This window comes from Paenibacillus sp. BT-177 (genome assembly GCF_025846815.2).
In the GTDB taxonomy this organism is placed as follows: domain Bacteria; phylum Bacillota; class Bacilli; order Paenibacillales; family Paenibacillaceae; genus Paenibacillus; species Paenibacillus polymyxa_C.
Genome location: NZ_JAOYTP010000009.1, coordinates 43,797 through 69,054, shown reverse-complemented (window position 1 = coordinate 69,054; position 25,258 = coordinate 43,797). Strand labels below are relative to the sequence as shown.

General features: G+C 45.6%; 23 protein-coding genes, 4 pseudogenes and 1 riboswitch. Of the genes and pseudogenes, 18 read left to right on the top strand and 9 right to left on the bottom strand.

Annotated features, from left to right (window positions below; all coding sequences use genetic code 11):
- The first annotated feature begins 344 nt into the window (after positions 1–344).
- The 4 genes and pseudogenes from OIU26_RS21185 (at position 345) to OIU26_RS21170 (ending at position 2,376) form a co-directional block, all read left to right on the top strand.
- Positions 345–575 carry a hypothetical protein gene (locus OIU26_RS21185; RefSeq protein WP_264217924.1) on the top strand — a complete coding sequence of 77 codons (231 nt, stop codon included), beginning with the start codon at positions 345–347 and terminating at the stop codon, positions 573–575.
- 13 nt (positions 576–588) lie between these two features.
- A pseudogene (locus OIU26_RS21180) lies at positions 589–957 on the top strand (Ger(x)C family spore germination C-terminal domain-containing protein); the annotation flags it as partial.
- A gap of 17 nt (positions 958–974) precedes the next feature.
- On the top strand, positions 975–2,078 hold the full coding sequence (locus OIU26_RS21175) for a spore germination protein (RefSeq protein ID WP_264217923.1): 1,104 nt from the start codon (positions 975–977) through the stop codon (positions 2,076–2,078).
- A 61-nt stretch (positions 2,079–2,139) separates the two neighbouring features.
- On the top strand, positions 2,140–2,376 hold the full coding sequence (locus OIU26_RS21170) for a hypothetical protein (protein WP_264217922.1): 237 nt from the start codon (positions 2,140–2,142) through the stop codon (positions 2,374–2,376).
- 274 nt (positions 2,377–2,650) lie between these two features.
- On the opposite strand, the pseudogene OIU26_RS21165 reads toward OIU26_RS21170, so the two are convergent.
- A pseudogene (locus OIU26_RS21165) lies at positions 2,651–3,283 on the bottom strand (IS110 family transposase); the annotation flags it as partial.
- 344 nt (positions 3,284–3,627) lie between these two features.
- Between OIU26_RS21165 and OIU26_RS21160 the strand changes: the two are divergent.
- Positions 3,628–3,837: pseudogene (locus tag OIU26_RS21160) on the top strand (VOC family protein); the annotation flags it as partial.
- A 31-nt stretch (positions 3,838–3,868) separates the two neighbouring features.
- On the opposite strand, the gene OIU26_RS21155 reads toward OIU26_RS21160, so the two are convergent.
- Together OIU26_RS21155 and OIU26_RS21150 are read right to left on the bottom strand one after the other, a co-directional pair.
- Positions 3,869–4,861 carry a YiiG family protein gene (locus tag OIU26_RS21155; protein WP_264217921.1) on the bottom strand — a complete coding sequence of 331 codons (993 nt, stop codon included), beginning with the start codon at positions 4,859–4,861 and terminating at the stop codon, positions 3,869–3,871.
- A gap of 379 nt (positions 4,862–5,240) precedes the next feature.
- A complete protein-coding gene (locus OIU26_RS21150) occupies positions 5,241–6,407 on the bottom strand; it encodes a serine hydrolase domain-containing protein (protein WP_264217920.1) in 1,167 nt (388 codons plus the stop codon).
- A gap of 170 nt (positions 6,408–6,577) precedes the next feature.
- On the opposite strand from OIU26_RS21150, the gene OIU26_RS21145 reads away from it, so the two are divergent.
- A complete protein-coding gene (locus tag OIU26_RS21145; protein ID WP_058831232.1) occupies positions 6,578–7,021 on the top strand; it encodes an Lrp/AsnC family transcriptional regulator in 444 nt (147 codons plus the stop codon).
- A gap of 84 nt (positions 7,022–7,105) precedes the next feature.
- Here OIU26_RS21145 and OIU26_RS21140 read toward each other — a convergent pair whose 3' ends face one another.
- The gene (locus tag OIU26_RS21140; RefSeq protein ID WP_264217919.1) at positions 7,106–8,305 is read right to left on the bottom strand and encodes an MFS transporter; all 1,200 of its coding nucleotides are present in this window, start codon (positions 8,303–8,305) and stop codon (positions 7,106–7,108) included.
- A 206-nt stretch (positions 8,306–8,511) separates the two neighbouring features.
- Here OIU26_RS21140 and OIU26_RS21135 point away from each other — a divergent pair, with 206 nt between their 5' ends.
- Together OIU26_RS21135 and OIU26_RS21130 are read left to right on the top strand one after the other, a co-directional pair.
- On the top strand, positions 8,512–8,727 hold the full coding sequence (locus OIU26_RS21135) for a hypothetical protein (RefSeq protein WP_264217918.1): 216 nt from the start codon (positions 8,512–8,514) through the stop codon (positions 8,725–8,727).
- Positions 8,728–8,800: 73 nt separating this feature from the next.
- Positions 8,801–9,130: pseudogene (locus tag OIU26_RS21130) on the top strand (IS110 family transposase); the annotation flags it as partial.
- 132 nt (positions 9,131–9,262) lie between these two features.
- Here OIU26_RS21130 and OIU26_RS21125 read toward each other — a convergent pair.
- Entirely contained in the window at positions 9,263–10,084 is an 822-nt protein-coding gene (locus tag OIU26_RS21125) for an AraC family transcriptional regulator (protein WP_264217916.1), read from the bottom strand.
- Between the two features lie 174 nt (positions 10,085–10,258).
- On the opposite strand from OIU26_RS21125, the gene OIU26_RS21120 reads away from it, so the two are divergent.
- Together OIU26_RS21120 and OIU26_RS21115 are read left to right on the top strand one after the other, a co-directional pair.
- Complete coding sequence (locus OIU26_RS21120; RefSeq protein WP_264217915.1) at positions 10,259–12,454, top strand: alpha-galactosidase; 2,196 nt, start codon at positions 10,259–10,261, stop codon at positions 12,452–12,454.
- A gap of 24 nt (positions 12,455–12,478) precedes the next feature.
- Entirely contained in the window at positions 12,479–13,918 is a 1,440-nt protein-coding gene (locus tag OIU26_RS21115) for a PTS transporter subunit EIIC (RefSeq protein WP_025677448.1), read from the top strand.
- 85 nt (positions 13,919–14,003) lie between these two features.
- Here the strand turns inward: OIU26_RS21115 and OIU26_RS21110 are convergent, their stop codons facing one another.
- Both OIU26_RS21110 and OIU26_RS21105 read right to left on the bottom strand, forming a co-directional pair.
- Entirely contained in the window at positions 14,004–14,492 is a 489-nt protein-coding gene (locus OIU26_RS21110; RefSeq protein ID WP_264217913.1) for a DinB family protein, read from the bottom strand.
- Positions 14,493–14,629: 137 nt separating this feature from the next.
- Positions 14,630–15,244 (bottom strand): superoxide dismutase, encoded by a 615-nt coding sequence (locus OIU26_RS21105; RefSeq protein ID WP_013369407.1) that lies wholly within the window; start codon positions 15,242–15,244, stop codon positions 14,630–14,632.
- A gap of 520 nt (positions 15,245–15,764) precedes the next feature.
- Here OIU26_RS21105 and OIU26_RS21100 point away from each other — a divergent pair.
- From OIU26_RS21100 to OIU26_RS21070, 7 genes are all read left to right on the top strand, one after another.
- Positions 15,765–16,190, top strand: a complete 426-nt coding sequence (locus OIU26_RS21100) for a GNAT family N-acetyltransferase (RefSeq protein WP_013369410.1) — start codon at positions 15,765–15,767, stop codon at positions 16,188–16,190.
- Positions 16,191–16,309: 119 nt separating this feature from the next.
- A complete protein-coding gene (lepB, locus tag OIU26_RS21095) occupies positions 16,310–16,894 on the top strand; it encodes a signal peptidase I (RefSeq protein ID WP_264217912.1) in 585 nt (194 codons plus the stop codon).
- 90 nt (positions 16,895–16,984) lie between these two features.
- Complete coding sequence (gene rnhA, locus OIU26_RS21090) at positions 16,985–17,422, top strand: ribonuclease HI (protein WP_019686138.1); 438 nt, start codon at positions 16,985–16,987, stop codon at positions 17,420–17,422.
- Between the two features lie 95 nt (positions 17,423–17,517).
- The gene (gene queG / locus OIU26_RS21085; RefSeq protein ID WP_264217911.1) at positions 17,518–19,251 is read left to right on the top strand and encodes a tRNA epoxyqueuosine(34) reductase QueG; all 1,734 of its coding nucleotides are present in this window, start codon (positions 17,518–17,520) and stop codon (positions 19,249–19,251) included.
- A gap of 105 nt (positions 19,252–19,356) precedes the next feature.
- Positions 19,357–19,611 carry a YneF family protein gene (locus OIU26_RS21080; protein WP_013369414.1) on the top strand — a complete coding sequence of 85 codons (255 nt, stop codon included), beginning with the start codon at positions 19,357–19,359 and terminating at the stop codon, positions 19,609–19,611.
- Between the two features lie 54 nt (positions 19,612–19,665).
- Positions 19,666–20,259: a GTP cyclohydrolase I FolE gene (gene folE / locus OIU26_RS21075; protein WP_013369415.1), complete on the top strand. Its 594-nt coding sequence runs from the start codon at positions 19,666–19,668 to the stop codon at positions 20,257–20,259.
- Between the two features lie 192 nt (positions 20,260–20,451).
- Positions 20,452–21,297 carry a lipoyl protein ligase domain-containing protein gene (locus OIU26_RS21070; protein WP_264217910.1) on the top strand — a complete coding sequence of 282 codons (846 nt, stop codon included), beginning with the start codon at positions 20,452–20,454 and terminating at the stop codon, positions 21,295–21,297.
- 11 nt (positions 21,298–21,308) lie between these two features.
- Here OIU26_RS21070 and OIU26_RS21065 read toward each other — a convergent pair whose 3' ends face one another.
- Both OIU26_RS21065 and OIU26_RS21060 read right to left on the bottom strand, forming a co-directional pair.
- The gene (locus OIU26_RS21065; RefSeq protein ID WP_264217979.1) at positions 21,309–22,688 is read right to left on the bottom strand and encodes a Fe-Mn family superoxide dismutase; all 1,380 of its coding nucleotides are present in this window, start codon (positions 22,686–22,688) and stop codon (positions 21,309–21,311) included.
- 250 nt (positions 22,689–22,938) lie between these two features.
- Positions 22,939–23,976 carry an alpha/beta hydrolase gene (locus OIU26_RS21060; protein ID WP_058831224.1) on the bottom strand — a complete coding sequence of 346 codons (1,038 nt, stop codon included), beginning with the start codon at positions 23,974–23,976 and terminating at the stop codon, positions 22,939–22,941.
- Between the two features lie 298 nt (positions 23,977–24,274).
- Between OIU26_RS21060 and OIU26_RS21055 the strand changes: the two genes are divergently transcribed.
- On the top strand, positions 24,275–25,018 hold the full coding sequence (locus tag OIU26_RS21055; protein WP_013369419.1) for an IclR family transcriptional regulator: 744 nt from the start codon (positions 24,275–24,277) through the stop codon (positions 25,016–25,018).
- A gap of 117 nt (positions 25,019–25,135) precedes the next feature.
- Positions 25,136–25,247: riboswitch (TPP riboswitch) on the top strand.
- The last annotated feature ends 11 nt before the right edge of the window (positions 25,248–25,258 follow it).

The following is a 25,258-nucleotide window of genomic DNA, read 5'->3' as shown; positions in this document are numbered from 1 at the left end:
AAATCAAAATGTTTGCCAATTGCATTAAACAGAAATCCTACTGTTGAACCAAACGGAACGACAGAACAATTCGGGAATTTAATGAGCAACTAAAAGGGATTAGCTTCACGGAATCGCTCGACGAGAGTACCCTCGCCTCCATATGTATGACCAACAACGGACACCATCTGGTGTTCGTTTTTTTGCTTACTGATACTCAAAGAGAGTCCCTCTGGTTCTAGTATCCACTCCTTCATCGCCGGACACGATAGACCCCTGTTCTTCCCCATGAATATTTATCACTATTTTACACATATTACATGTATATCATGATTTAAGTTTTTTGAAGGGGGACCGTCATCGTTATGGCAAGATTAATCGAGGCGAAATTAGATCATCTAAAAAAGATCCTGGATCATCTTCCTGATGTCGTCTCCAAAAAAATGGATGTGGGACAAATGGGAATCCGTGAAGGCCGCTCTCAGGTTAATCTGGAACAACTGAAGGAAGAATTGGTACAGCAGGCGGCTTTTACGATCAATGCGAAAGAAGGAACAGATCTTGAGGCGTGTGTGATAGAAGTGTTATCAGGATGAAGTTGAGGATACCCATAGCAAACTTATCCCTCACGTCAAAGGGGAGGCTCTCTCATTCACGGTTCGTATCAAAACAGCTGTCAAACTAAACGAAAACTCGGTTATTTCTTCGGAGTTCTTGAAGGAACCGTTCATCCGAACCGCTAAAGAAACGGTGCAAGATGAAATCAAAAAGATCGTGCTCCAATCATTAAGCAAGCTCCAGAAAGAAATGAAAGCAGACGTAGCCGGCTTCGGTTCAAAGGTAAAAGTGAACTATCCCACCTACTGGGATCGTGTAAAAGACAATTGGCAGGATACATTCAGTGAAATACCGATCGACGTTCGGGTTGAAGTACAGATTGAACGAACAGGTGCTTATACAAAAGGAGAGGGAGCGTAATGCCCAACATACCTTCCATGAAACAGGATGAAATTTCTACTATACAAGCTCTATTAACAGTAACTTCGACCGTGTACGCTGTGGGAATTGTCAGTTTACCACGAACCGTCACGCAACAGGCGCAAACGCCTGACGTGTGGCAGGGGCTTTTGCTGGCAAGTCTGTTTGGTGTCGGCGTCGTTTTTATCAACGTGAAATTGTGTCGGCGATTTCCAGGGAAAACGTTCTATGAGCTCAATTCTGTGATCGCAGGTAAATTTATCAGCCTTTTCATCAATATTGCGTTCATGGTATATTGCGTGATGATCTGCTCTCTTGTATCCAGAATGATGGCAGAATTCCTCAAAGCCCTTGCATTGGAGAGAACTCCGGTAAGCATGATTCTCTTGCCGTTTCTTCTGCTTATTGGTTATTTGACCTCGGGCGGTCTTCATGCGATGGTTCGCTTGGTCGAGCTTTTCTTTCCCTTAACCTTTATTGTTTATTTATTGCTGATCATTCTCAATATCAATCATTTTGACATTGATAATTTGCGCCCTGTTTTCCATCAAGGGTGGGGGCCGATCCTCAAATCTCTTAAAGTTGTACCTTTTTCGACGCTGGGTTTTGAATCCATGCTCATATTAACTAATTTTATGGTCAATCCACAAAAAGCATGGAAAGCGGGGGGGATCGGCTACTCGATTGCAATGGCTTTGTATGTCATGATGGTAACGATGGTCGTTGGCTGTATGTCGGTAGAAGAAGTTTCCCGATTGCAATGGCCGGTCGTTTCTTTTGCGCAGCAAATTGAATTCCCCGGTTCGTTCCTGGAACGGTTTGAAATATTTTTTATCATTTTGTGGACAATCAAAATTTTCATGACCGCCTCAAATTATTATTTCTATCTTGTAGCCGGGATCAGCCAGCTCACCCAAAAGTGGAACGGATACATTTTTTATCTTCCGTTAATTATCATATTTGCCGTCAGCATCTATCCTCAAAATTTTATTCAAATAGATAACTTTGATACAGTAACGGGGTATTTTGGAATGATCATATGCGCGGCAGTACCATTGGTGCTTCTTCTCATTTCCATGATCTTCTGCATAAGGGGAAACCTAGATGGGAAACGTTCATAATGTAATTGGACATTAATCCCTAAAATTATAATAAATAGGGGTATTGAAAATATGAACATAGATGATGTTCGAGGCTGCATGGAGTCTGCTCTTGGTCAACCGTCTGGCGTTTTCAGGCATTTATCGTGCGAATCCTCTTGGAGGCATGCGTGGTGATCCAAAGATCTTACTCTCACGCTGGAATCCGGATGATCTATGTAAACGTATCAACACGATTCATTCTATGAGTGCCCGGTTTACTGTCCAAAACCGGGATGCTTTAGAATTTATAGAGGACCAGTTTTGGTATAAGGGGTAGCGCCAACATTTTGACGTTTTTATGCTTAGCTTTATCGGACATGCATTTTCGTCGTTCCTGATGACCTTAGCGGACGTAACGAACCGTTTTTCGGCATACTGATGACCGCTAATGATGTATAGTGGACAACGACTTAGAGTAAGAAAAGCCCGTTTTTTATGCTCCCTTAGCGTATATTTTCGTTAAAATATTGGCTGGACCCCATTTAGAGGCATGACTAAGAAACTCTCTGCTCCTACAGAAAGTTCTGGATTAATACGGTAATATGGTAATTTTACAGACAACAGGGCTCGTTTTTACTAAGTATGGCGTATATGTGATGTATAAGCTGATTTACGGAAATTTTCTCCATTTGTGTCTCTAATATTTCGAGTTGAGACTGAAAAGCAAGTAATAAGGTAATCATTCCTTCTAAAACGGAATGTTGAGAGATGCTTCGGTTGACCTTGGCTTTTTGCTTCAGCGCTATGTCTAGCAGCTCTGCTCTATCGTTAATCCACTTCCTAGAGTGAGAGAGCCTGGCATGTTCAAACAAAGCTTGAGAGGCATTTTTGACCTTACCCTGAAGGCAAGCTTGTAGGACTTTTAGAGCCGTTACCGAGTAAAGGTCATAAAATACAGGTTCATATTCGGGAAATACCTGATCAAGCAAAGCACGAGTATTTAGCTTGGCCTGCACATATAATGATGTTATAAATTCATGCTGTCTGGTCACATTTTGAAGCTCCGTATGAGCTTCATCCCATGCCCGGTGCGGCTTTAAATCGCCGCGGTAGAACATTTCAGCTAAGTGCCAAGCGTCTGCTGCATCTGTTTTAACTTTGCGTAACGTAGTCCCGCATGCTCGCTTAGATTGCAAGGGATTCACAATGAGATGTTCAATGTCTTCTCGTATGAGAAATGAAACGAGCCCACGATGATTCCAACCTCATAGCTTCGCTTGTTATACGGGATCGCATGCCCCAATCAGCTCAAACATGGTCGTTGGTGATAGTGGGAGAACAGTTTTCTTGACGGGGTTATTTATTTCCCTAAAACCACCTAGTTCTTCCCGGCTATCGTCATCTTAAAACACCTATTAAAATAGGCCAACCAAATTTTTGGTTGACCTAATAATACGAAATAAAGTCCTAGACTGTCGATGTTCCATTGAACTAACGTATCCTATTAGTGCAGTCATATCACTCTTTCCCTATGGTTTCTTCATAAACGCTACTGATATACTGTTGTCAGTAGTGTTTTTGTATATGTTCGGCAGTGGCGGCCGACAATCACACTGTCATCATCGAGTTCCACGTCCACGATGTCGATGCCGAATACGAGCGCTTGAAGTCGTTTGTCGATGAGTGGGTAAAGGAACCTACCACAATGCCGTGGGGGAACCGTGTCGTTCTGTTTCGCGATCCCGACGGCAATCTTGTTAACCTCTTCGCCTCTCCACCATTGCTTTTCTTTCCCTAGAATCGTTGCTACAGCCTTATCTACGATACGCTTAATTTATTTCATTATATCGTTCGACTGCCTTGCTTAGCTTATAATTGAAATTCTCAGGTGTGCCATCCGTAGTGTTTAGGAACTGGCCGTTCAGATCAGAATCAGATACAGGTTCCTTCTTATTGATGCGTTCAATGATTTTCGAAGCGGCCGCTTTTGCCTCAGTGGCTGAATCAACATAGCTCTCGATACTGAAGCTGTTAATCCCTTCTTTTTGAACTCGTTTCTTGTCTTTTGAGATTGTCATGAGCGTACTCAGATCTGCGGTCATAATGTCGTATTTGGCTTTAAACTTCGTCATATCAAGCTGGAGCACATTGTCGGCGGTGATTCCCTGCTCATCCATTTCAATGGCCGTAGCCTCGGCATCTATCATGAACTTCAAGGCATTATACCTAATCTGCTGGTCTGAGTCCTTGAGTTTTTGCAGTTCAGCCAGACGCTGCTCGTTACCCAATTTTTGCAAAGCCGTGAAGTATTGTTTGGCGACAGTCTCGTAAGCGAGATGGGCACTTACAAGCTTGGTATGCAGCTGTTTTCCTTTTGCGAAATCATCATCCACGTAGCCTTTTGTATCATAGTAGGCTTTCATTTCGTCCAGGACGGACAACAGATCATTGATGACCGGTGTCAGTTTGATCACTACGGGGTCTGCGTTCGCAAAAGCAGGTTGGCTTGCGGTATAGCTGTTCGCTTTATCAACAACTTCCCGCTCAGTTTCAGCAACGCCGAGCATGATGAAGCTGAAGTTCTTCTCGATTACAGGCTGTGTATCAACTCCGAACTTCTCGAAATAATGAACCAGAACCTCATTGATTCTGCCTGTCATCAAGTTATTCAGCCTCACATACGCATTGTATTTTTCGATTTCTTTGCTCTCGCCGGACGTAACGCCTGCAGGCGCTTGATCCACGGTGGATGTAATGGCAGAACAAGCGGACAACATTGTACCTAACATGATAATGGCAATAAAGAATGATAGCTTTCTCAAAATAGTGATTCCTCCGACTGAGTAATTTAACGTGCTTTTCTTTTGTAAGATGTCTGAATAGGAGAGAGAACAACTGCCCTCTTCTGGTCGATTAAATTCCCTCTTCGCCGCATATTAATGTTGATTGTGAAACAATCTATTCAATTTTAAAATTATTTGGTGAATGGGTCTTGAGACTTGAGTAGCATAATTTTATAAATTTCTTTGTCGACACTTGACCTCATAAATCAAAAAAAGCCGCATAATATGCGACTTTCAATAGGACGAATTCTGACAAGTGGTTCATTTTGTTACAAGATATATTTGTAACAGTTTTGTATCACATATAACTTCTTTCCTTAAATTGTCAATGCTTCATTGAACTATCGTTCTCCACTCTCTACTTAACTCCTCGAATACCCTTGTAGACAGATTCGCACAGCTCCGTTGTAAACCTGCCTGACATTCCTTCAAGCGCCGTATTGGTGAACGCTACAACACTAAGCTCCTCTCTCGGATCAACAAACCAGGAGTGACCATAGGTTCCGCCCATCCGCCACGTTCCCGGCGATTCCAATGTATTGGCATCCGCTGGGTCTTTAAGCAGCGTGAAACCAAGTCCAAAGCCTCTCCCCGGCCAATAGGGCATCACAAGGTCACCAATTTGATTGGTTGTCATTTCCGTGACAAGAGCCTCAGGCAGAATCGTATTTCCTCCCTGCCGCAAAGCTTCCAGCAGTTTAAGAAAGTCTCCTGCGCTGCCAATCATGCCGGCTCCCCCGGAAGGATAAGCTGTCTTATCGGTAAACCTGTTGGGTGAAAGGAGGAATCCTGCCGTCCCCTCCACGAAAGGAACGGTATCAAACTCGTGCAAGCGCCGGGGTTCTTCAGCGCTGTCTGCGTAAGCCGCGGTCAATCTGTCCGTGTCCACGGCCTTGAAATCCGTGTCCTTCATGGAAAGCGGATGAGTTACAAGCACCCGTACAGCTTCACTTAGGGGCATTCCAGTAACCTTTTCGATGACCGCTCCGAGCACGTCTGTTGCTATGGAATATCTCCACATTTTCCCTGGCTCATATAGAAGCGGGACAGAAGCGAGTCTTTGCAGATTCTCTTCAAGTGTAATTCCCGCCAGATCCATTCCGTCCGATACCCCGGCAAGCTCATAAGTTCCCTTTTCTTCCTGGAAGAAACGGTAGGTTAAACCGGCGGTATGCGTCATCAGATGGTGAACAGTCATGGAGGCATACTGTCCATTTGGCAGTTTGGGACGAAAGACGGGCAACCATTTTTCCACCAGATCGTTTAACTGCAATCTCCCTTGCGAAATTAATACTAAGGCTGCCGTTGACACGACCGGCTTGGTTACTGAAGCATATCTGAACAAAGCATTTTCCTGCATCGGCCGTTTCTGCTCGCGGTCGGCCCAACCAGCAGGTCTGTTGTAAACAAGGTTTCCGCCTAATGCAATTTGGACAACGGTACCCACGATCCTTTTTTCCTCAAGTGCATGGTCAATTACCTCATTGACTCTTTTATGCACCAATTCCAGATCTATATTTCTCATACTTCTCATCCTCTCCTACTGTAATTTACTTGATTATTTATAGCAAGTGTGTTTATTATATAAATAATTTCTGGCGACTAACATAAAACAAACACGTTTTATAAAGAAATTCGCGATGATTCTAAAGGTATTTAAAAGAAATAACTTTTAAATTTAAGGGGGCGATTTTTTTGGACGAAATCGATAAAAGCATCCTGCTTCATTTGCAGAACCAGGCGAGATTATCAATGACAGATTTAGGAAAGCTGGTGGGACTGTCTCAGCCAGCCGTAACTGAACGTGTGAAACGCATGGAAGAAAAGGGTATTATCGAGGAATACCGAACCGTCATTTCTTTGCAAAAAGTGGGTAAGCAATGCCACGCCTATATGCTTGTTCGGACCCGGAATTGCTATCCTTTCCTTGATTTTTGTCGTTCATCACCGGAGGTCACGGAATGTTATCGGATAAGCGGGGAGTATAATTATTTATTGAAGGTCCTCACGGAAACAACCCAGGAGCTGGAGGCGTTTGAAAACCGATGCGATCAATACGGAACCTATACGACTCTGATCGTAATGTCTTCACCAATCGCTTATAAAAGTCTCATTGGAGAAACGAATTTGCTCGCATAAGATGTAATTCTAAAATCCAAAAAAAATGAATCCGCCTTACAGCGGATTCATTTTTTGCTTATGTTGCACATACTCATAGATCCTTTAGGAAGGAAAGCCATGCTTTTTAGCTAGCCAAGCTGCAAGCAAGGAGGGAAGCAGCAGGATGATTAATAAGCTCGGAAGGAATTCAGCTCCAAGCAGTTCAAGAATAACACCGCCGATAATACCTCCTCCGCCGATTGCCACATTCCACGCGGTAACCAGCATCGATTGGGCTATATCAGCGCTTTTTCCCCCAGCTTGTGCTATTGCTGTTTGCAGTAAAGTGGCTGCCCCGCCAAACGTAAGCCCCCACACCGTAACACTAAGAATAATGATTGCAGGTTGATCCATTCCGATTCCCAAGGCTGCAGAAGCCAAAGCAAATCCCGCGATGCTGATTAAAACCAGCATCCTTAGAAAACGGTCAATCAGCATGCCTATCACCCAAATGCCGACAACCGAGGTAATTCCGAAAATAAGAAGAACCAAATCCACTCGCTGAGCAAACGCGGTTTCCGTAAGATACGGTGCAATATAAGTGTACAAAATATTATGAGCCAGCACCCATGCCAAAACGACAAACAGAATCGGCCGTACACCGGGAATCAGGAAAACCTTGTGAAAAGGGAGCTGATCACCGGCAGGCTCACCGGCATAATCCGGCACCTTCCAAAGCACCCAGCCAATAAGGACTACAGTCAGTAATGATACAGCTCCGAAAATGAGACGCCACCCTGTATATGCACCGAAAAAAGTGCCAAGCGGAACGCCCAGCGCCAATGCCAGCGGGGTGCCAACCATGGCTACGGCCATCGCTCTTCCTTTCAGCGAATCAGGCACCATGCGCCGCGCATAACCGGCCGTCATCCCCCACAGAACGCCTGCCGAGACACCTGCTAAGAAACGCGCGACAAGCGTCAGCACATAAACGGAAGATAACGCGGTGATGGTGTTAAATACAAGAAAGCCGATGATGCACAGCAGCAGGAGCGGCCGTCGTCTCCACCCGCGGGTAGCCGTTGTCAAAGGAATGGCGGCCAGAAGAGATCCAACCGCATAGAGAGTGACCAATTGTCCGGCAAGAGCTTCTGTGACCCCAAGACCCTGTGCAATTTGCGGCAGTAATCCAGCGGGCAGGCTTTCCGTAAGAATGCAGATGAATCCCGCCATGGCTAAGGCCAGTAGCCCGACCCACGGAAGACGTTTGGAAGACGACACATTTGTGCCGCCTTTTCTTATAAGAGCAGTGTTTGAGTTCACGAAAAAACCTCCTTTGTTATTTTTTTGCCGCTTAAAAAAGCTTTCGCTTTCGTATAAGCTTATATAAATAAAACACTTTTTTACATGGATGATTAAATGAGAATGAAGTGAATTAAGAGGAAAATACTTTTATTTTCATAGAAATTCCATGATTTTAAAGGCAGACATCGCAGATGCGGCCTAATGATAAATCGTAATCGACCAGCTTGAGACGTACGGTGGAGATCCAGCTGCTGTTGCGGCCGCTCTGGCTCTCCGGAATTAAAGGAGTTATTATTTTTCGCGAACAATCAAGCTATCCTGTCCGTTCGTATTATGAGGTCAGCCAGTTTTTACTGGTTGACCTCTTTGTTCATAAGAGGTTTATTACGGGTAGCCGGGGTAGAACGTCTCTGCCCGTGGGGCTTGACCCCGTGTGCTAAATTGTTCACCCCCTACTTGTAGAAACATATTTGAGACTGGTCGAGACAATGATCTCGAATAACAAGCGAAGCTATGACACTACAAGCGGGACTAGGGGCTGCAAGCTCTACCGTCCTTAATACTCGTGAAGGATTGGAGGCTTTTCATTCGTTCTTAAAGCTCATTGAGGAACAAAGCGATCAACAGCCGATGATTATCTTAGAATCAACAGGACATTATCATCTTCCTGTTACTCGTTTCTTGCAAGACAATAACTACTTGTTTGTAGTGGTTAATCCTATGCTGTCTTATCAAGCTAAGAAAGCGTCGAGTTTGCGGAAGGTAAAGGCTGATGCAGTAGGCGCCTATGCCCTCTGTGAGTTGTTCTATAAGGAAGACTTTGAACAGCACAAAACGAGGGGCGTATTGGAGGGTTATTTGTCTTGCACAAATACTAGTATAAAAGCATTTATTTGAGCTTCTATTGAAAAATCTTGACAAGCTATTAGCTGGTTTAGCTTAATGGAGCAACGTCTTAGTTACGAACAAAGCGTGTTATTTTTGGTGATTTTTTCGGTATTCGGATGGGGTCATCTTGTTGACCGTTTTAAACATTTTGGAGAACAGCAATACATCTTTATACCCTACTGATCGAGCAATATCTCCGATTTTCAGGGAAGTATTTTTTAAGAGGGAGCAAGATTTTTCAATCCTCAAATGCAATAAATATTCCTGCGGTGACTTATTGAGTTGCTGTTTAAATAAACGATGCAAATAAGAACGGTCAATTGAAATGTACTTGGCAATGTCACTTACGGTAATGAAGTGTGAATAGTTTTGTTGAATAAAGAGAAGCGCTTCTTTAATATAACGCTGCTGTCTTACCTCATTGTTGACTTCCTGATTAGGGTAAAGTTCAAACATCAGATACAGGAATTCATACAGCTTGGATGTCAGCAACAGGTCTTTGTTGGATTTCAGCGTAGAAGAAACGACGATACTTTCCATACAGCGAGCAAGATTGCCCTCCGCTTCAAACCGGAAAATGGGCTTGTCCCTATGGATACAGGTCCGGCTTAGATATTCTTTTGCTTGCACCCCATTAAAACCGATCCAGGCATATTCCCATGGGTCGACTTCATCCGCTTCGTAGTAAATTAGAACCTTCGGCTCAATAAAGAAAGCATCGTTTTTCTCCAAATGATAGATTTTATCGTTGACTTTAAAGATCCCTTTTCCTTTTAAAATAAAATGCACCATATACCCGCTTCGAATGGCTGGACCATAAGAGTGTTTGCTGGTACAGCTCTCTTTGCCACATGTGTATAGATTGAGATCCAAGTTGTTATAGGAATGATTGGAAAAATGCGAACTCATTTGTTTTCACCTCTTAATTCATCTCTGCATATTATCACACCGTTTCATATAGAGTCTACATTATTCCATATAATTATTAAAACTATTCCATTATGATTAGGGTGTAAGAAACAAGGAAACAACATAATTTATACTTTTTGAAAATATTAATATTGGCGCTACAAGGGGGTCACTATGGCTATAATCATCGATAAAGAGAAGCTTTTATTCCATTTACAAGGCAGCAATACCAGTTATGTCATGCAGGTTATACAAGATGGTTATTTAGTCCATCTGTATTGGGGAAAGAAAATTCAGAACTATCGGGGAAGCAATAAAATCATCTTTATGGATAGAGGATTTTCACCCAATCCGGATGGGGCGGATCGAGCTTTTTCACTGGATACCATCCCGCAAGAATATCCGTCATTTGGAAATAGTGATTTCAGGATTCCTGCGTATCAGCTTCAATTGGAGAATGGTTCTACAGTGACAGATTTTCGGTATAAAGAACATCGGGTTTACCAAGGCAAAGCAAAATTGAAAGGGCTTCCTTCTACGTATGCGGAGGATGATGGCGAAGTAGAAACACTGGAAATCATCCTTGAAGATCCATTAATTGATGTAAAGATTGTACTATCCTATAGCCTATATCCAAAGCGGGATGTCATTACCCGTTCTGTCCGTTTTGATAATGAAGGTCAGCAGCAGCTAAAACTGCTTAGAGCGTTAAGTGCCAGTGTGGATTTTCGAGATGATGAATATGAACTCATTACCTTGTACGGTGCGCATAACAATGAAAAAAATATAGCAAGGAGAAAAATTTTACCTGGAATTCAAATTGTAGACAGCTGCCGTGGCGCTAGCAGCCCTCATCAGGCACCCTTTATGGCACTTGTAAGAGAAGGGACAGATGAAGATCAGGGCGAAGTATACGCCTTTAATCTGGTGTACAGCGGGAACTTTACGGCCCAGACGCAGGTAGATTCCTATCGGAACACTAGAGTCACGATGGGGATTAATCCTTTTGATTTCACATGGCTGCTTGGACCGAAGGAGTCGTTCCAAACGCCAGAAGTGGTTATGGTATACACCGAAAATGGCTTGGGCGGCATGTCGAGAATTTATCATGAATTATACAGGAACAGATTATGTCGTGGACCATTTCGTGACAAGGAACGGCCGATCCTGATTAATAACTGGGAAGCCACCTACTTTAACTTTGATGCCGACAAGATTGAGCAGTTGGCGAAGGAAGCTCAGAGTGTAGGAGTGGAGCTGTTTGTATTGGATGATGGGTGGTTTGGGAAACGAGATGATGACAATACTTCATTAGGCGATTGGGTGGTGGACCGTCGCAAACTTCCAGATGGATTGCCGGATCTTGCCAATCGCATTCGAAATCTGGGTATGGAGTTTGGTTTGTGGTTTGAACCTGAGATGGTATCCATAGACAGTGATTTATACAGAAAGCATCCCGATTGGTGTATCCATGTCCCTGATCGTCCGTATACGCTGGGAAGAAATCAGCTTATGTTGGATTTATCGAGGAAGGAAGTGTGTGAGTACATCGTTAAGTCGGTTTCCGATATTTTATCGAACGTTCCAATTACTTATGTAAAATGGGACATGAATCGTCACATGACAGATGTGGGCTCGGTCGCCTTGCCACCTGAGAGACAAAGGGAGACGGCGCATCGTTATATCCTGGGACTCTACAGTATTATGGAAGAGCTTACATCGAAGTTTCCCCATGTCTTATTCGAAAGCTGTTCTAGTGGAGGAGGCCGTTTTGATGCCGGTATGCTCTATTACATGCCTCAGACCTGGACAAGTGATAATACGGATGCCATTTGCCGACTGAAAATTCAATGGGGGACAAGTCTTGTCTACCCTCCGATTACGATGGGAGCACACGTCTCCACCGTACCCAACCATCAAGTGGGAAGAATAACTCCGTTGGAGACCAGAGGTTATGTCGCTATGGCCGGGAATTTAGGATATGAGCTGGATTTGACGACATTAACCGTTGAAGAAAAAGAAGTGGTGAAAAAGCAGATAGCTCTGTATAAGGAAATGAGATCACTCATTCAGTTTGGAAACTTTTACAGAATTATTAATCCGTTTGATGAAAATGAAGCCGCATGGAGCTTTGTGTCAGAGGATCAAACGGAAATGGCGGCCAGCTATTTCAAGGTTTTATCCCAACCCGCTGCCGCGATTAAAACGTTAAAATTCAAAGGTCTGAATCCAGACTACATTTACAGAAATATAGAAACTGGTGAGCTGTTTGGCGGTGATGAATTAATGCATGTAGGCATAACGCTGACCAGGGTGAAGCAGGACTTTTTAGGTCTGTTCTGGAGATTTGTTAAAGAAGACATCATCTGATTCAGCTAGAGGAGGTTTTACTAGATGGAAGCAAAAGAAAAGCAGTATAAGCACATTTCTCAAGAAATTTTAAAATATATCGGTGGTGAAGAGAACATTATCGGTGTGGCTCATTGTGCCACAAGATTAAGAATTGTACTTGAAGACAATGAAAAAGCGGAATTAAAAAAGATTGAAGAAGTTGATCTGGTTAAAGGTGTGTTCATAGCGGGGGATCAACTGCAGATCATTTTTGGAGCTGGGTTGGTCAATAATATCTATGCCGTGTTCTCCAAACTGACCGGAACAGAAGATATGTCATTAAGTGATGTCAAATCGAAGTCCGCACAAAAGCAAAATCCTTTTCAAAAAGCCATTAAATCGCTGTCAGATGTCTTCATTGAGATCATGCCTGGAATTCTTGCCGCCGCATTGTTAATGGGGATCACCGGTCTATTAGGCCAGAAAGGGCTATTCGGCCCTAAATCGATTGTGGAGATGTATCCAATTTTCCAAGGGATCAATCGCTTTGTTCAAATCGTTTCCACAGGTATTTTCACCATCCTGCCGCTGCTTGTTGTTTATTCTGCAACCAAGAGATATGGCGGCCGTCCGATTCTGGGGCTTGTGCTGGGTGCGATTATGCTTCATCCAGCCTTGGCGGATGCCTTTGAGGTAGCTAAAGGGAGCCAAAATCCTGAATCGATCAGTCTTTTCGGCCTTCCCGTACAGTTGGTAGGCTTTCAGGGCGGTATTATTATTGCTTTGATGATGGGATATGTGGTAGCCAAGTTGGATCAGTTTTTTAACAAAAAGGTTCCAGACATGATTAAACTATTTTTGGCTCCTTTGCTGACGGTCTTTGTTTCTTCTCTGCTATTGTTTACGATTATCGGCCCTCTTGGGCGGGAGCTAGCCAGTCTGGTGACTGTTTCGTTGCTTTGGATGACGCAAAACCTAGGAATATTCGGCTTTATGTTTTTTGCAGGTATTCAGCAGATCATCGTTATTACAGGTTTGCACCATGTTATGGGCGCGGTAGAAGCACAGCTGTTAACTGACACAGGCAGAAATTTTATCAATCCATTGGCATCGGTAGCTTTGATGGCTCAAGGGGGCGCCGTATTGGGGTATATTCTTTTGAATCGCAAAGACACCAAGGTTAAAGAACTGGGTTACTCTGCATTCGGGTCTGTACTTTTTGGAATCTCGGAACCCGCGATCTTCGGGGTCACTTTGAAGTATAAGTTCCCTCTGGTTGCTGGATGTCTCGGAGGAATGGTTGCCGGAGCATATGTATATTTAAGCAAGCTGACAGCCATAGGATTCGGAACCACGGCTCTTCCTGGCTTTGCAATTGCAGCGTCAGATAACCACGGTCATATCAATTATCTTGTCGCTCATCTTATTGCCCTGATATGTGGAGCATTATTTACATTGGCTTATGGTGTTATCAAGAGCAAGAGGTCAAAAGCAATACTTTAAGAAATGAGTCGAAGTGTATGCATAAAAAGGAGTAGAAGGAGCTTGAAGGCTCTTTTCTACTCATTTTTAATTGCGGATATTATACCTATATGGATGGATCGCTCTCAATCAGTCCTTTGCCAATTACATTGGCTGAAACCGGGGCCTTGCCGAGCTCACGCGACCATACGGACAACTGTCCGATATGATGAATTTGGTGGGCAATGACATGACGCATCACCTCGCCCCAGGCATCGATCGCAATTCTGCCGTCCGGGAGGTGATCTTCAAACCTTTTTCGTACCAGACCTTCATGCCAGGCGAGGACGAATGGCTCCACATCGAGTCGAAACTTCGCGTCCAGCTCGCGGACTTTAGCCAGCGTATTATACTGAGAGAAGTCCTCCTGGAAATCAGGTTTGCCTTGAATGATTTGAACCCAGCTCCATTCTACATCAACGATATGAAAGAGCGTTTTTAGAATGGCGCCAGCCCCGCCAATACGTTCTTTCAGCAGTTCCTCCTGCGGCACCTCTTCACACCAGCGATACCATTGTTCTCGAACCATCCAGTTATAACGAAAAAAAGTCTGCATCCATTACCCTCCTGGGACTGTAATAAAGAATGATTTCCACCAGTTTACCACAGAATGCCAAAAGGGCTGTCTCATTCGTAGAAAATCTACTTTTGAGACAGCCCTTCATGATTAAGGATAAGAATGTTGCTACTGGCTTATTTCTTTGCAGCCGCGTAACGTTTGTTAACTTCATCCCAGTTGATTACATTGTAGAAAGCTGCAATGTAATCTGGGCGTTTGTTTTGATATTTCAGGTAGTAAGCATGCTCCCAAACGTCCAGTCCAAGTACCGGAGTCAGACCTTCGAACAGCGGGCTATCTTGGTTTGGAGTGCTAGTGATTGCCAGTTTGCCGTCTTTGCCGACAACCAGCCAAGCCCAGCCGCTACCAAAACGAGTTGTAGCTGCTTTAGTGAAGTCTTCTTTAAATTTGTCATAGCCACCCAGTTCGTTGTTGATTGCTTCAGCAATTGCACCTGTTGGCTGTCCACCGCCGTTAGGACCGATAACTTCCCAGAACAAACTGTGGTTGTGGTGTCCACCACCGTTATTGCGAACCGCAGTGCGGATGCTTTCAGGAACGCTGTCCAGATTGGAGATCAGATCCTCCAGGCTTTTGCTTTGTAGTTCAGGAGCGCTCTCCAGAGCTGCATTTAAGTTCGTAACATATGTGTTATGGTGACGATCATGGTGAATTTCCATTGTCAGTGCATCAAAGTGTGGTTCCAGTGCGTCTTTTGCGTAAGGAAGTTCAGGTAATTGAAATGCCATAATAAAATCCCTCCTGGTTATATGGTTGGGTAAGTGTTCCTATGTAATAATACCCTCGATAGTTATATTAAACCGCATTCAGCCTATTTTTTCAACATTTTTGTTTGTAAAATACCAAACTGGGCAATTGGGCCTGGTAGCTAGCATGTCCAAAAACACGATTGGAATACATAATACATAGGTTATAAGAGGTAAATTGTGAACATTAAAATGTAAACGCTTTATATACAGCGCTTACATGAGAAAAAGGGATGTATTCCGTCAAAAAGTATGGTTTAATGGTCAAGGAAGCAGAATTTTGGGCTTTTTTGTCGTCTGCTATAAGCTGTCATGTCTATGACACGACAAACTTGAGGGCATACACCCTTTTCCTGTTCTTCATTTCATATATAGCAGATCGTATGCATTTTTATCATAATGCCTTGTGATTAACACCATGATAAGCGCTTTATGGATTTATGTAAAAATGACGGTGCTGTCTCAATTTATTTATTATGCTTACGAAAAGGGAGATATTACTATGCACGTTCGTTCCTTTCAATTAAGTGATGTGAATTCAGTAACGGAGCTCATGCAAATTGCCTTGTCGGAGGAGTGCTACAAAGAGACGGTGGGTGCTTTTGCCCGTCAGCTTTCGTGGGATTCCGGTTTGATCGTCGTTGCCGAAGAAGAGGGAGAGATCGTTGGTGCCCTGATTGGCACGATTGATCAGAATCATGGTTGTTATTATCGTATTGCTATTCACCCGGATCATCGTCGGATGGGAATTGGGAAATCGCTTGTGGAGTCCATGGAGCAGCGTTTTCAGCAACGTAAGGTTAGCCGTATTTGGGTAGCCGGGGACAAGCATAACAGTGCGGCCATGCCGTTGTACGAAGCTATGGGTTACGGAGCAAGCCAGATTTTACAGGCGTTTCAGAAGCTGAGTATTTTGGCACCTCATTAATCGACAATCGATATACAGAAATGAAGTATAATATTTACATTTAGAGCATATCTGAGTAACCGTTGCAATCGGGTACGGGATATGCTTTTCTATTTATAACAGGGTTGAGGAGGTTAATTATGGATGCTTTGACTCCTTCGTCAGACCTGCTACCTTCACCGGAAACGTCCAAACAGGCAGGTCGCTCTGGTTACATACGCGATTGGTTAGTTACTCTGCTGATTGCAATGGTCGTCTTGTTGCTTCTGAACCTGTTTGTATTTAACTTGTCCACGGTCAGAGGACATTCGATGCAACCGACGCTAACGGAAAGCCAGCATTTGTTCGTTAATAAGCTGGTTTATAATTTTCATGATCCGGGGAGAGGGGACATTGTGATTTTAAAAGATCCTGATTCCAAACTGTCCAGCCCAAGATTTTTAGTGAAAAGAGTCATAGGTATTCCCGGAGATGTCATTCGGATTGAGCATAATCGTTTGTATGTAAACGGCGAGCTGCTAAATGAGCCGTACACCAACTCGGACGTGGAGGATGGTGATTACGGTCCTTTTACAGTGGAGCCGGAACACTTTTTTGTCATGGGAGATAATCGCCATACGGCTGCAAGCAAGGATAGCCGGTATTTTGGCAGCGTTAAGTCTGAAGATTTACTGGGACGTGCAGAGTTTATATTTTGGCCGATCTCGGAGTGGAAGTGGCTATGAGCAACGATAGTCTGAAATCAATGCGGAATACGTGCGAACCGATCAGAGTTATAACGGATCAGCGATTCCCAATCAGGAAGGAAGAGAACGATGAAAGAAGTGATGGTTTATACCGACGGTGCTTGTTCGGGGAACCCGGGCCCAGGGGGCTGGGGGATCGTATTGCTGTATGGTGAGCATCGAAAGGAGCTGTCGGGTGCCGAAAAGATGACGACAAACAACCGTATGGAGATCAAGTCGGTGATTGAAGCGCTGAAGCTGCTCAAGGAGCCGTGCCGTGTAAAAGTACACAGTGACTCTGCCTATGTCGTCAATTGCTTCAAACAAGGCTGGATTAAGAATTGGCTCCGTAATGGCTGGCGTAACAGTAAAAATCAGCCGGTGGAGAACAAGGAACTTTGGGAAGAACTATGGGAACTAATGGGTAAGCATGAGGTTGAATATGTGAAGGTGAAGGGCCACAGTGACAACGAACTGAATAATCGCTGTGATTTTCTGGCGACGAGTGCTGTTAAAAATTTACGGTAGCATCTGTTGCTGTTTTCTGTTGAAATTTGAGATATGAGAATGTTGCAACATTCTCATATCCGTAATGATAAAAGTAGAAGAGAGGTGAGTATCGGATGCAACGCGAATTAACTCGGACGGCTACCGGAACGGCTTCGACTTGGGCTTCGCTCAAGCAGGAAATTATTGAGGCAGCTCCAGGGCTGGGTATCGACTCCATCGGGTTCGCATCCGCCGATCCCTTTCTGTCTCTGAAAGCTATATTGGAAGAGCATCGTGCTAAAGGCTATGAGTCCGGCTTTGAAGAGCCCGATATTGATAAGCGCATCTATCCGGAGCTGTATGGCTCGCAGCCTGCATCCCTGATTGCCATTGCGGTGGCGTATCCTTCCAAAATGAAGGACCCGCCGAAGTCGGACAAGGGCAAGTACCGTGGTATTTTGGCGCGTTCAGCCTGGGGTAAAGATTATCATCTGGTATTGCGTGAAGCGATGGAAAAGCTTGAGGCTTTTATAAGTGAGCGGGTACCTGATGCAGTGTTGAAAAACATGGTGGATACCGGAGAACTGTCGGATCGAGCTGTTGCGGAACGCGCAGGGATTGGCTTTAGCGGCAAAAATACGATGATGATTTCACCGACACTGGGATCATGGATTTATCTGGGGGAGCTGTTGACGAACATTCCTTTCCAGCCAGATGAACCGGTTACGGATGGTTGCGGAGAGTGCACCAAATGTTTGGATGCATGTCCTACCGGCGCGCTTGTAGGTCCGGGACAGCTGAATGCCCAGCGGTGTGTGTCCTTTTTGACGCAAACCAAGGGCTTTTTGGACGAGGAGTTTATGCTGAAAATAGGGAATCGGCTGTATGGATGTGATACGTGCCAAATCGTATGTCCCAAAAATCGAGGCCTTAACTGGGATCATCATCCCGAGCTTACACCCGATCCTGAAATTGTGAAGCCGTTGCTGTTACCGTTACTGGATTTGAGCAATCGCGAATTCAAAGACCGATTTGGTCAAAGTGCAGCGGCTTGGCGGGGGAAGAAGCCGATTCAACGCAATGCAGTCATTGGTCTTGGCAATTTCAAGGATGTTAGCGCGGTGCCCAAATTGACGGAGGTTTTATTGGATGATCCGCGTCCCGAGCTGCGAGGCACGGCGGCGTGGGCTTTGAGTCGAATAGGAGGGGAAAACGCTATGACAGCGATCAAGCAAGCATCAGAGAAAGAACAACATGAGCAAGCACGCGAAATGATCGCACAGGCGCATTCCAAGCTAAAGGAACAAGAGCAGGCAGAGCAGCAAACTTCTGCTGAATTAAAGGCGGAGGATTCACAGGGTCCAACTACGATTTATTATGATGAGATGGAGACACCTGTGGGCACGCTGACGCTGTGTGCTACGGATCGTGGGCTATGTCGAATTGACTATGGCTCTTTTTATGCGAAGGAAGCATTGCTTCAGCAATGGGCCCGGACATGGGTCGGGGAATATGTCTATGTACAGGAGCCGGAAAAGCTGCGCGAAGCTGCAGAACAACTGCGTGAATATTTTGCGGGAGAACGACGGGAATTCAGTATAGCCTATGATTTGAGAGGCACTCCTTTTCAAGAGCAGGTATGGCGCGCACTGCAAAATATTCCGTACGGACAAAGTGTGTCCTATCAAGATATTGCAGAATCGATCGGACGAGCCAAGGCGGTACGTGCTGTCGGCGGAGCCAATAACAAAAATCCATTGCCAATCCTGTTTCCATGTCACAGGGTATCAGGTGCAAATGGAAGTTTGGTCGGCTATGCCGGAGGCTTGCCAGTCAAGATGAAGCTGCTGGAATTGGAGAAGGAATAAGGACATATGTTTGCAAAAAGTAATTTGCTAGCTGTCCCATGTTTTGCTATGATAGGTTCGTGTAATTCAAGATGTTTCATATAAATATACAGAGGTGACGACTTCGTGGTGTGGAATATTGTCATTCCGATTATTACCCTGATTGTTGGCTTGGTCGGGGGATTTTTCATCGGTGCTTATTATCTTCGCAAACAGCTTGAAAAGATGCAAAACGACCCTGAAACGCTGCAAAAAATGGCCAAACAGATGGGCTACAACTTGAATGGGAAACAGATGCAAAAAGCCCAGCAGATGATGAAGAACCAACAGTTCTCCAAAAATCAGCCTGGTGCGCGTAAAAATCAGGGCCGTCGGAAATAATGAGCAACGTGAGCACGGATGCCGCATGAGGTTGCTGCATAGAGGAGGATTACTGTGGCTGGCGTAAAAGATTATATTAACCGCAAAGCTGCGGATAACCGGGATAAAATCGAGTACCATGTGGAGCAGATTTTAAAACTGATCGGTGAGGACCCTAAGCGTGAAGGTTTGTTGGAAACACCGGCACGCGTTGCGCGCATGTATGAGGAAATATTTGCGGGTTATGAGGTTGATCCACGGGATGCGCTGGGTGTGACATTTGACGAGAATCACGAGGAGCTTGTAATCGTGAAGGATATTGTCTATTACAGTCAGTGTGAACACCATATGGCTCCTTTCTTCGGAAAAGTGCATATCGGCTATGTACCCAGCGGTAAAATTGTAGGACTAAGCAAGCTTGCCCGTTTGGTGGAGGCGGTGACCCGCCGATTACAGGTACAGGAGCGTATTACATCGCAGATCGCTGATATTCTAAATGAAGCGGTCTCCGCTCACGGAGTTATGGTGGTCGTGGAAGGCGAGCACTTGTGCATGTGTGCCAGAGGCGTCAAAAAGCCTGGCAGCAAAACGGTAACGTCTGCAGTGCGCGGCACGTTCCGTGATAATGCAGCACAACGCGCAGAGTTCTTGTCCCTGATTAAGGAATGATTGAACACGGCGTGATAGGATGAAAAAAAGGGTGGTCTACGCATAGGCGTAGCTGCCTTTTTTTGTTAACATCAGAAATAGAGAAAATAGATCGTTGCTGTGAAGAATGAAATAAAAAAATGGCAGCATAGCTGCCTTGAAAGTTACGATTAGCCTATGGATAACAGTTATTTTTAAGATAGGGGATAACGTATGGATCATATACATAGCTCAACAGAAATAACAACAGCGTTGCCTGAGTTGCAATGGTTGGAAGCGCCACTGACGACTACGCAGGAAGACGTATTGTTTCCGCTGGCTTGGGAGGAGCTAGCTTGTCGGCAAGTTGGGAAGGGAGCTGCGCCTATTTTGCATTTATGGCGGCATCCAGCGGCGCTTGTGATTGGTCACCGGGACCGCAGGCTTCCCAACGCCCCACAGGCGATGGAGCGGGTGCGCAGCTCAGGAACGTCGGTATGCGTGCGTCCTTCAGGCGGAGCAGCCGTCATGCTGGACAGGGGGGTACTGAACCTGTCCTTGATCCTGCCGAATCCGCAGCGGGCCATCAGCCTGCATGAGGATTTTCGGCTCATGGCAGGGCTGATTGCCGATGCACTGGCCCCGTGGTCTGTCGAGGCGCAGACTGGAGAAATCATCGGGTCCTTCTGTCCCGGGGACTACGATGTGAGCGTTGGGGGACGCAAGTTTTGCGGCATTGCGCAGCGGCGTCAAGCCAAGGCGTATATCATCACAGCCTTCGTGATGATTGAGGGCCGCGGAGCAGAGCGCGCACAGGCGGTGCAGCAGTTTTATAGGGAGGCGGCCGGGGGTACGCCTGAAGGCGTGCAGGAGCCGGATTATCCCCGGGTGAATCCGGCAACGATGGGCAGTCTGGCAGAGCTGGCTGGTGTGCCGTCTGTCGAGGCGTATACAGCATCGCTACGCTGTGTAGTTGAGAGCCGGGCTGCCATTTTGCCTGCCGATGGCTCGCTGGTGCAACCGGAAGGATTGGCAGAACAGATGGCAGCGCTCAGAGAGCGATACGATTTGCAGGTGTAGTTTGTTTTAGCTTAGAATGGTTGCCATCTTAGCTTGGAGGCTTGGGCATAGCGCGCCTCCACCTCAGGCCAGTTGACGACATGCCACCAATCTTCGATGTATTTATTACGTTCGGCCTGATGCTTTAAGTAATATGCGTGTTCCCACACATCGATCGCCAGCAGCGGTATAGACTCCCATTGAGTCAGGTTCTGGTGCTTTTCGGCCTGCAAAATTTCAAGCCGCCCGGCGCGTGGGCTCCATACCAGGATAGCCCAGCCGCCGCCCTCGACCTTTTCGGCTGCCGAACTAAATTGTTTTTTGAAGGCATCGTAGCTGCCAAAATCCTTTTTAATTTGTTCAGCCAGCGGTCCGCTTGGGTTTCCACCGCCTTGAGGGCTCATGATCGTCCAAAAAAGAGTATGCAGATAATGACCTGCACCGTTAAATGCCAGTTCACGTTCCCAATGCTTTACGAGGTCAAAATCACCTGTTTTTCGGGCTTCTTCCAGTTTCTTTTCCGCTTTATTCAGATCATTCACATAGCTCAAATGATGCTTGTTATGGTGAATACGCATCGTTTTTTCATCAATGTACGGTTCAAGCGCATTATAAGGGTAAGGAAGCGGAGGGAGCCGATGTCCCCCAATAGGGACCGGGCGACCGACTAAGGATTTTTCCGCTGCTGAAGGTTGCGTCTGACCGGACTGGACGCCTTTAGTAGCCCCAGAACCTTCTCCTCTCATGCTGGCATGTCTCTCTCGAAACGCTTGCTCCGGGTAATCCTCACCCTCTGCCGCTACATGATACAACCCAGCGGCTCGTGCGATGGAGCCGGGCTCTTGAAAGGGAGTTGTCGAAATCAGGAAATATTGGCTTTCATGTGCTGCGTGTATTACAACTCCGGCGGATTTTGGCTGTTGACGCAATGCATGACTGTGCTCGGTCAGCAAACCTAGCTGCCGTACATATTCTTGTGATTGACGGTTCGCAGTTTGCAGCAAATCGTCCAGTCGACGATTTAATTCTTGAGAGGCAGGCTGTGAATTCAAGCCTGATTCGGACAACGGTTTCTCTCCAGTTGCTGATGCGTCTGATCCCCTTGAATGTGCTGATGGTTTATCCAGCTGGTGTGTATGAGCTTGGGGGGCAGACGACGCTTTTTTCTCCTGATGTTGCCATGCCTGTTCTACCGGATCAAGCGCGCTCCGTTGCTCTTCAAGCAACTCTATGGCGGTGCGTTCCGTTTGTTCAAATACGGTTCGCCAATCATCCAGCAGCCGCACATAAGCAGGTTCTAGCCCTTCAGTAGCGGATTTAATCACTTCCACATGCCAACTTTCCTGCTGCTTCCAATGACGGATTTCCTCCAGCACACGTAAGGGCAGGAAAGACCCATAAGTACTCAGCATCGTTTTTACCTCCCGTATCCCACTATGGCTATCCAGCAGATCTAGCAGATCTGTCCTGGATGCATATGTACCCAGTATATTCGCCGTCCCATCGGGAATATGTCTATGAACTTCCTTCATCAGGTTATATCTGTTGCACAGAACAATAATTAATCGTGGAAAATAAAAAAAGAAGCCTGTCTACGGCACGGGTTAAGTGTCCATAGGTAGGCTTCTTCAAGGCGATGAATGCTTATTCGAAAATAATTCTTTACTTCGTAGTCGTTTGTTTATGGGCAGCAGCCGTGGTTTTCTTGTCCTCCAGCTCCTGTACACTGCTTAAAAATGTCGATACCCGTCGTAAATATTCACGAGGATGCTCTCTGAAAATAAGCTCATGTATCCCGTTTTTTACAATCCATACACTGGAAAGTGGGTTGGTCTGATTGGCAGCGAGCTTTTCCGCAATGGGGTAAGGAGCCTTTTCATCCTGTGTACCATGCACAAACATGATTGGAAACGGATAGTCCTCCTTTTTTACTTCCTGATATGGAATCTGATGCAAACTGGTGCCGTTCAAAACTGGAAACAGCAACTCCAGTATTTCCAAAGATGGATGTCTCGGCAAATTAATTTGATTGTGAATGTTATGGTATAGCGTATCCGGTTCCAGTAGGAAGGTGCTGTCCAAAATCATCGCGTCCACATCTTTGGTTTGCAAACCCGCCTGAAGAGCGGTTCCTGCTCCCATAGAGAAGCCCCATACAATAATTTCCGACGAGCCGCGTTGTTTTGCCAGCTGGATGGCTCCAAGGAGCTGTTGGGATTCTGCCTTGCCTCCGGTTGCGACGGCCTTGCTGTTTTGTGACGCAAATCCGTAATCGAACATGACCACATTAAAGTTCAAGCTATGGGCATAATGCGCCAGATCATACATGGGAATCCAGCTTTCTTCGCGGTTGGCTCCATAGCCATGACTGAAAATTATGGTTTTCCGCGATTGATCTGCCGGGATATACCAGCCTTGTACCATACGGCTACCATCCTTGGCTGGGAAGCTGACTTCCTCATAAGGCATACCTTTGGCCTGCATCGGATTAGAGTATAATGGTGCGACGGTGGGATTCGTAAGCACCCAGGCGATGTAAGCATGCAAGGCAATAAAACAAAACAACAGAAAAAATACGACCGACAGCAGCAGAGCAATCACAACGTGCTTGAACCGCAGCATACGGGGATTAAAGAGTGGGGTGGACGGCTCCTGAACAGCGGTCTGTAGCTGAGCGTTGCGCTGGGATGTGGAAATCATGTAAGAGCCTCCTTATATAGAATTGATCTTCGAATCATAAAATTTAGGTATAATTCCACTTGAAAATAGTAGGGTATGTCCGTATAGATACCTATTATCGTATGATGGGTATTATCCAAAGTCAACGTCTGAACCGGAAAAGTAAAAATGATGCAAAGAATTGTCGATGTTTGTTCTTGTTCTGTAATATGGTTGTCACAAAAACATCGGTTTACAGTAGCTGCGACTATTCTATATAATTTATGTAACCATGTTTCATAGTGTGAAACGAATATGGATACAAGAGGAGCGGTTCACGATGGAAGACCGTAAATTAACCGTCCGCGCTGTAGAGCGTGCACTTGATATACTGCTGTGTTTTACCGCAGAATCTGATCTTGGTCTAACGGAGATTGCCTCCCAAATTGGTCTACATAAAAGCACCGTTCATCGTCTTTTGACTACGCTAGAGGATCGGGGATTTGTCGTTCGGAATGCCGAAACGGAAAAATATCGGCTTGGTTTTCGCATATGGGAGCTGTCCACGCATCTGTCCCAAAGCGATGAGCCGGCGGTGTTGTTACAGCCTGCAATGGAAGGACTGCGTGATCGCTTAGGGGAAACGGTCAGCTTGTACCTGCGGGATGGAAGCATGCGTATTCGCATACAAGCCGTGCAGAGCAATCAGGCGATCCGCAGGGTTGCGCCTGTGGGTGCGCGTATGCCGCTGGCTGTGGGAGCCTCCAGCAAGGTGCTGGCGGCCTTTATGCCGCCACAGGAGCTGGAGGTACTGCTAAGCAGTGAAGAATGGCCTCCCTCGGTAGATCCTGAGGTATATAAAGCCCAGCTGCAGGACATTCGTGAGAAGGGGTATGCGACTAGCTATGAAGAACGTGAGCCAGGGGCTGCGGCTGTGGCCGCGCCTATTGTGAACCGAAAGGGACAGGTCGCGGCGGCTTTATCTGTATCCGGCCCGGTCAGTCGACTTGCACCCGAGACGCTGCATGATTTTGCTCCGGTTTTGATCGAAGCAGCTAAGGAAATGGGGCTTATGCTCCCGTAACAGTAATCAATACAAAAGGAAATCATACAAGGGTTGCCAAAGCTATAAATTTAAAGTAGTCTGATAGAGATGGCGGGTTGTCTGTTATAGCCGCCAATTCATGTGAATAGAAAGTATCACAGTTACTGGGGGAGCCTGTAATGCGGGCTGAGATGGAATCGGGCAAGATTCCGGACCCTTTGCACCTGATCTGGATCATACCAGCGTAGGGAAGTAATCGGCCATTGAAATGTATACGCA

Bases quoted from the DNA above. Each gene is read 5' to 3' on its own strand.
- OIU26_RS21185 (WP_264217924.1), top strand. From the start codon at position 345: ATGGCAAGATTAATCGAGGCGAAATTAGATCATCTAAAAAAGATCCTG.
- OIU26_RS21175 (WP_264217923.1), top strand. From the start codon at position 975: ATGAAACAGGATGAAATTTCTACTATACAAGCTCTATTAACAGTAACT.
- OIU26_RS21170 (WP_264217922.1), top strand. From the start codon at position 2,140: ATGATGTTCGAGGCTGCATGGAGTCTGCTCTTGGTCAACCGTCTGGCG.
- OIU26_RS21150 (WP_264217920.1), bottom strand. From the start codon at position 6,407: ATGAGAAATATAGATCTGGAATTGGTGCATAAAAGAGTCAATGAGGTA.
- OIU26_RS21125 (WP_264217916.1), bottom strand. From the start codon at position 10,084: ATGAGTTCGCATTTTTCCAATCATTCCTATAACAACTTGGATCTCAAT.
- OIU26_RS21120 (WP_264217915.1), top strand. From the start codon at position 10,259: ATGGCTATAATCATCGATAAAGAGAAGCTTTTATTCCATTTACAAGGC.
- OIU26_RS21115 (WP_025677448.1), top strand. From the start codon at position 12,479: ATGGAAGCAAAAGAAAAGCAGTATAAGCACATTTCTCAAGAAATTTTA.
- OIU26_RS21110 (WP_264217913.1), bottom strand. From the start codon at position 14,492: ATGCAGACTTTTTTTCGTTATAACTGGATGGTTCGAGAACAATGGTAT.
- OIU26_RS21105 (WP_013369407.1), bottom strand. From the start codon at position 15,244: ATGGCATTTCAATTACCTGAACTTCCTTACGCAAAAGACGCACTGGAA.
- OIU26_RS21100 (WP_013369410.1), top strand. From the start codon at position 15,765: ATGCACGTTCGTTCCTTTCAATTAAGTGATGTGAATTCAGTAACGGAG.
- lepB (WP_264217912.1), top strand. From the start codon at position 16,310: ATGGATGCTTTGACTCCTTCGTCAGACCTGCTACCTTCACCGGAAACG.
- rnhA (WP_019686138.1), top strand. From the start codon at position 16,985: ATGAAAGAAGTGATGGTTTATACCGACGGTGCTTGTTCGGGGAACCCG.
- queG (WP_264217911.1), top strand. From the start codon at position 17,518: ATGCAACGCGAATTAACTCGGACGGCTACCGGAACGGCTTCGACTTGG.
- OIU26_RS21070 (WP_264217910.1), top strand. From the start codon at position 20,452: ATGGATCATATACATAGCTCAACAGAAATAACAACAGCGTTGCCTGAG.
- OIU26_RS21065 (WP_264217979.1), bottom strand. From the start codon at position 22,688: ATGCTGAGTACTTATGGGTCTTTCCTGCCCTTACGTGTGCTGGAGGAA.
- OIU26_RS21060 (WP_058831224.1), bottom strand. From the start codon at position 23,976: ATGATTTCCACATCCCAGCGCAACGCTCAGCTACAGACCGCTGTTCAG.
- OIU26_RS21055 (WP_013369419.1), top strand. From the start codon at position 24,275: ATGGAAGACCGTAAATTAACCGTCCGCGCTGTAGAGCGTGCACTTGAT.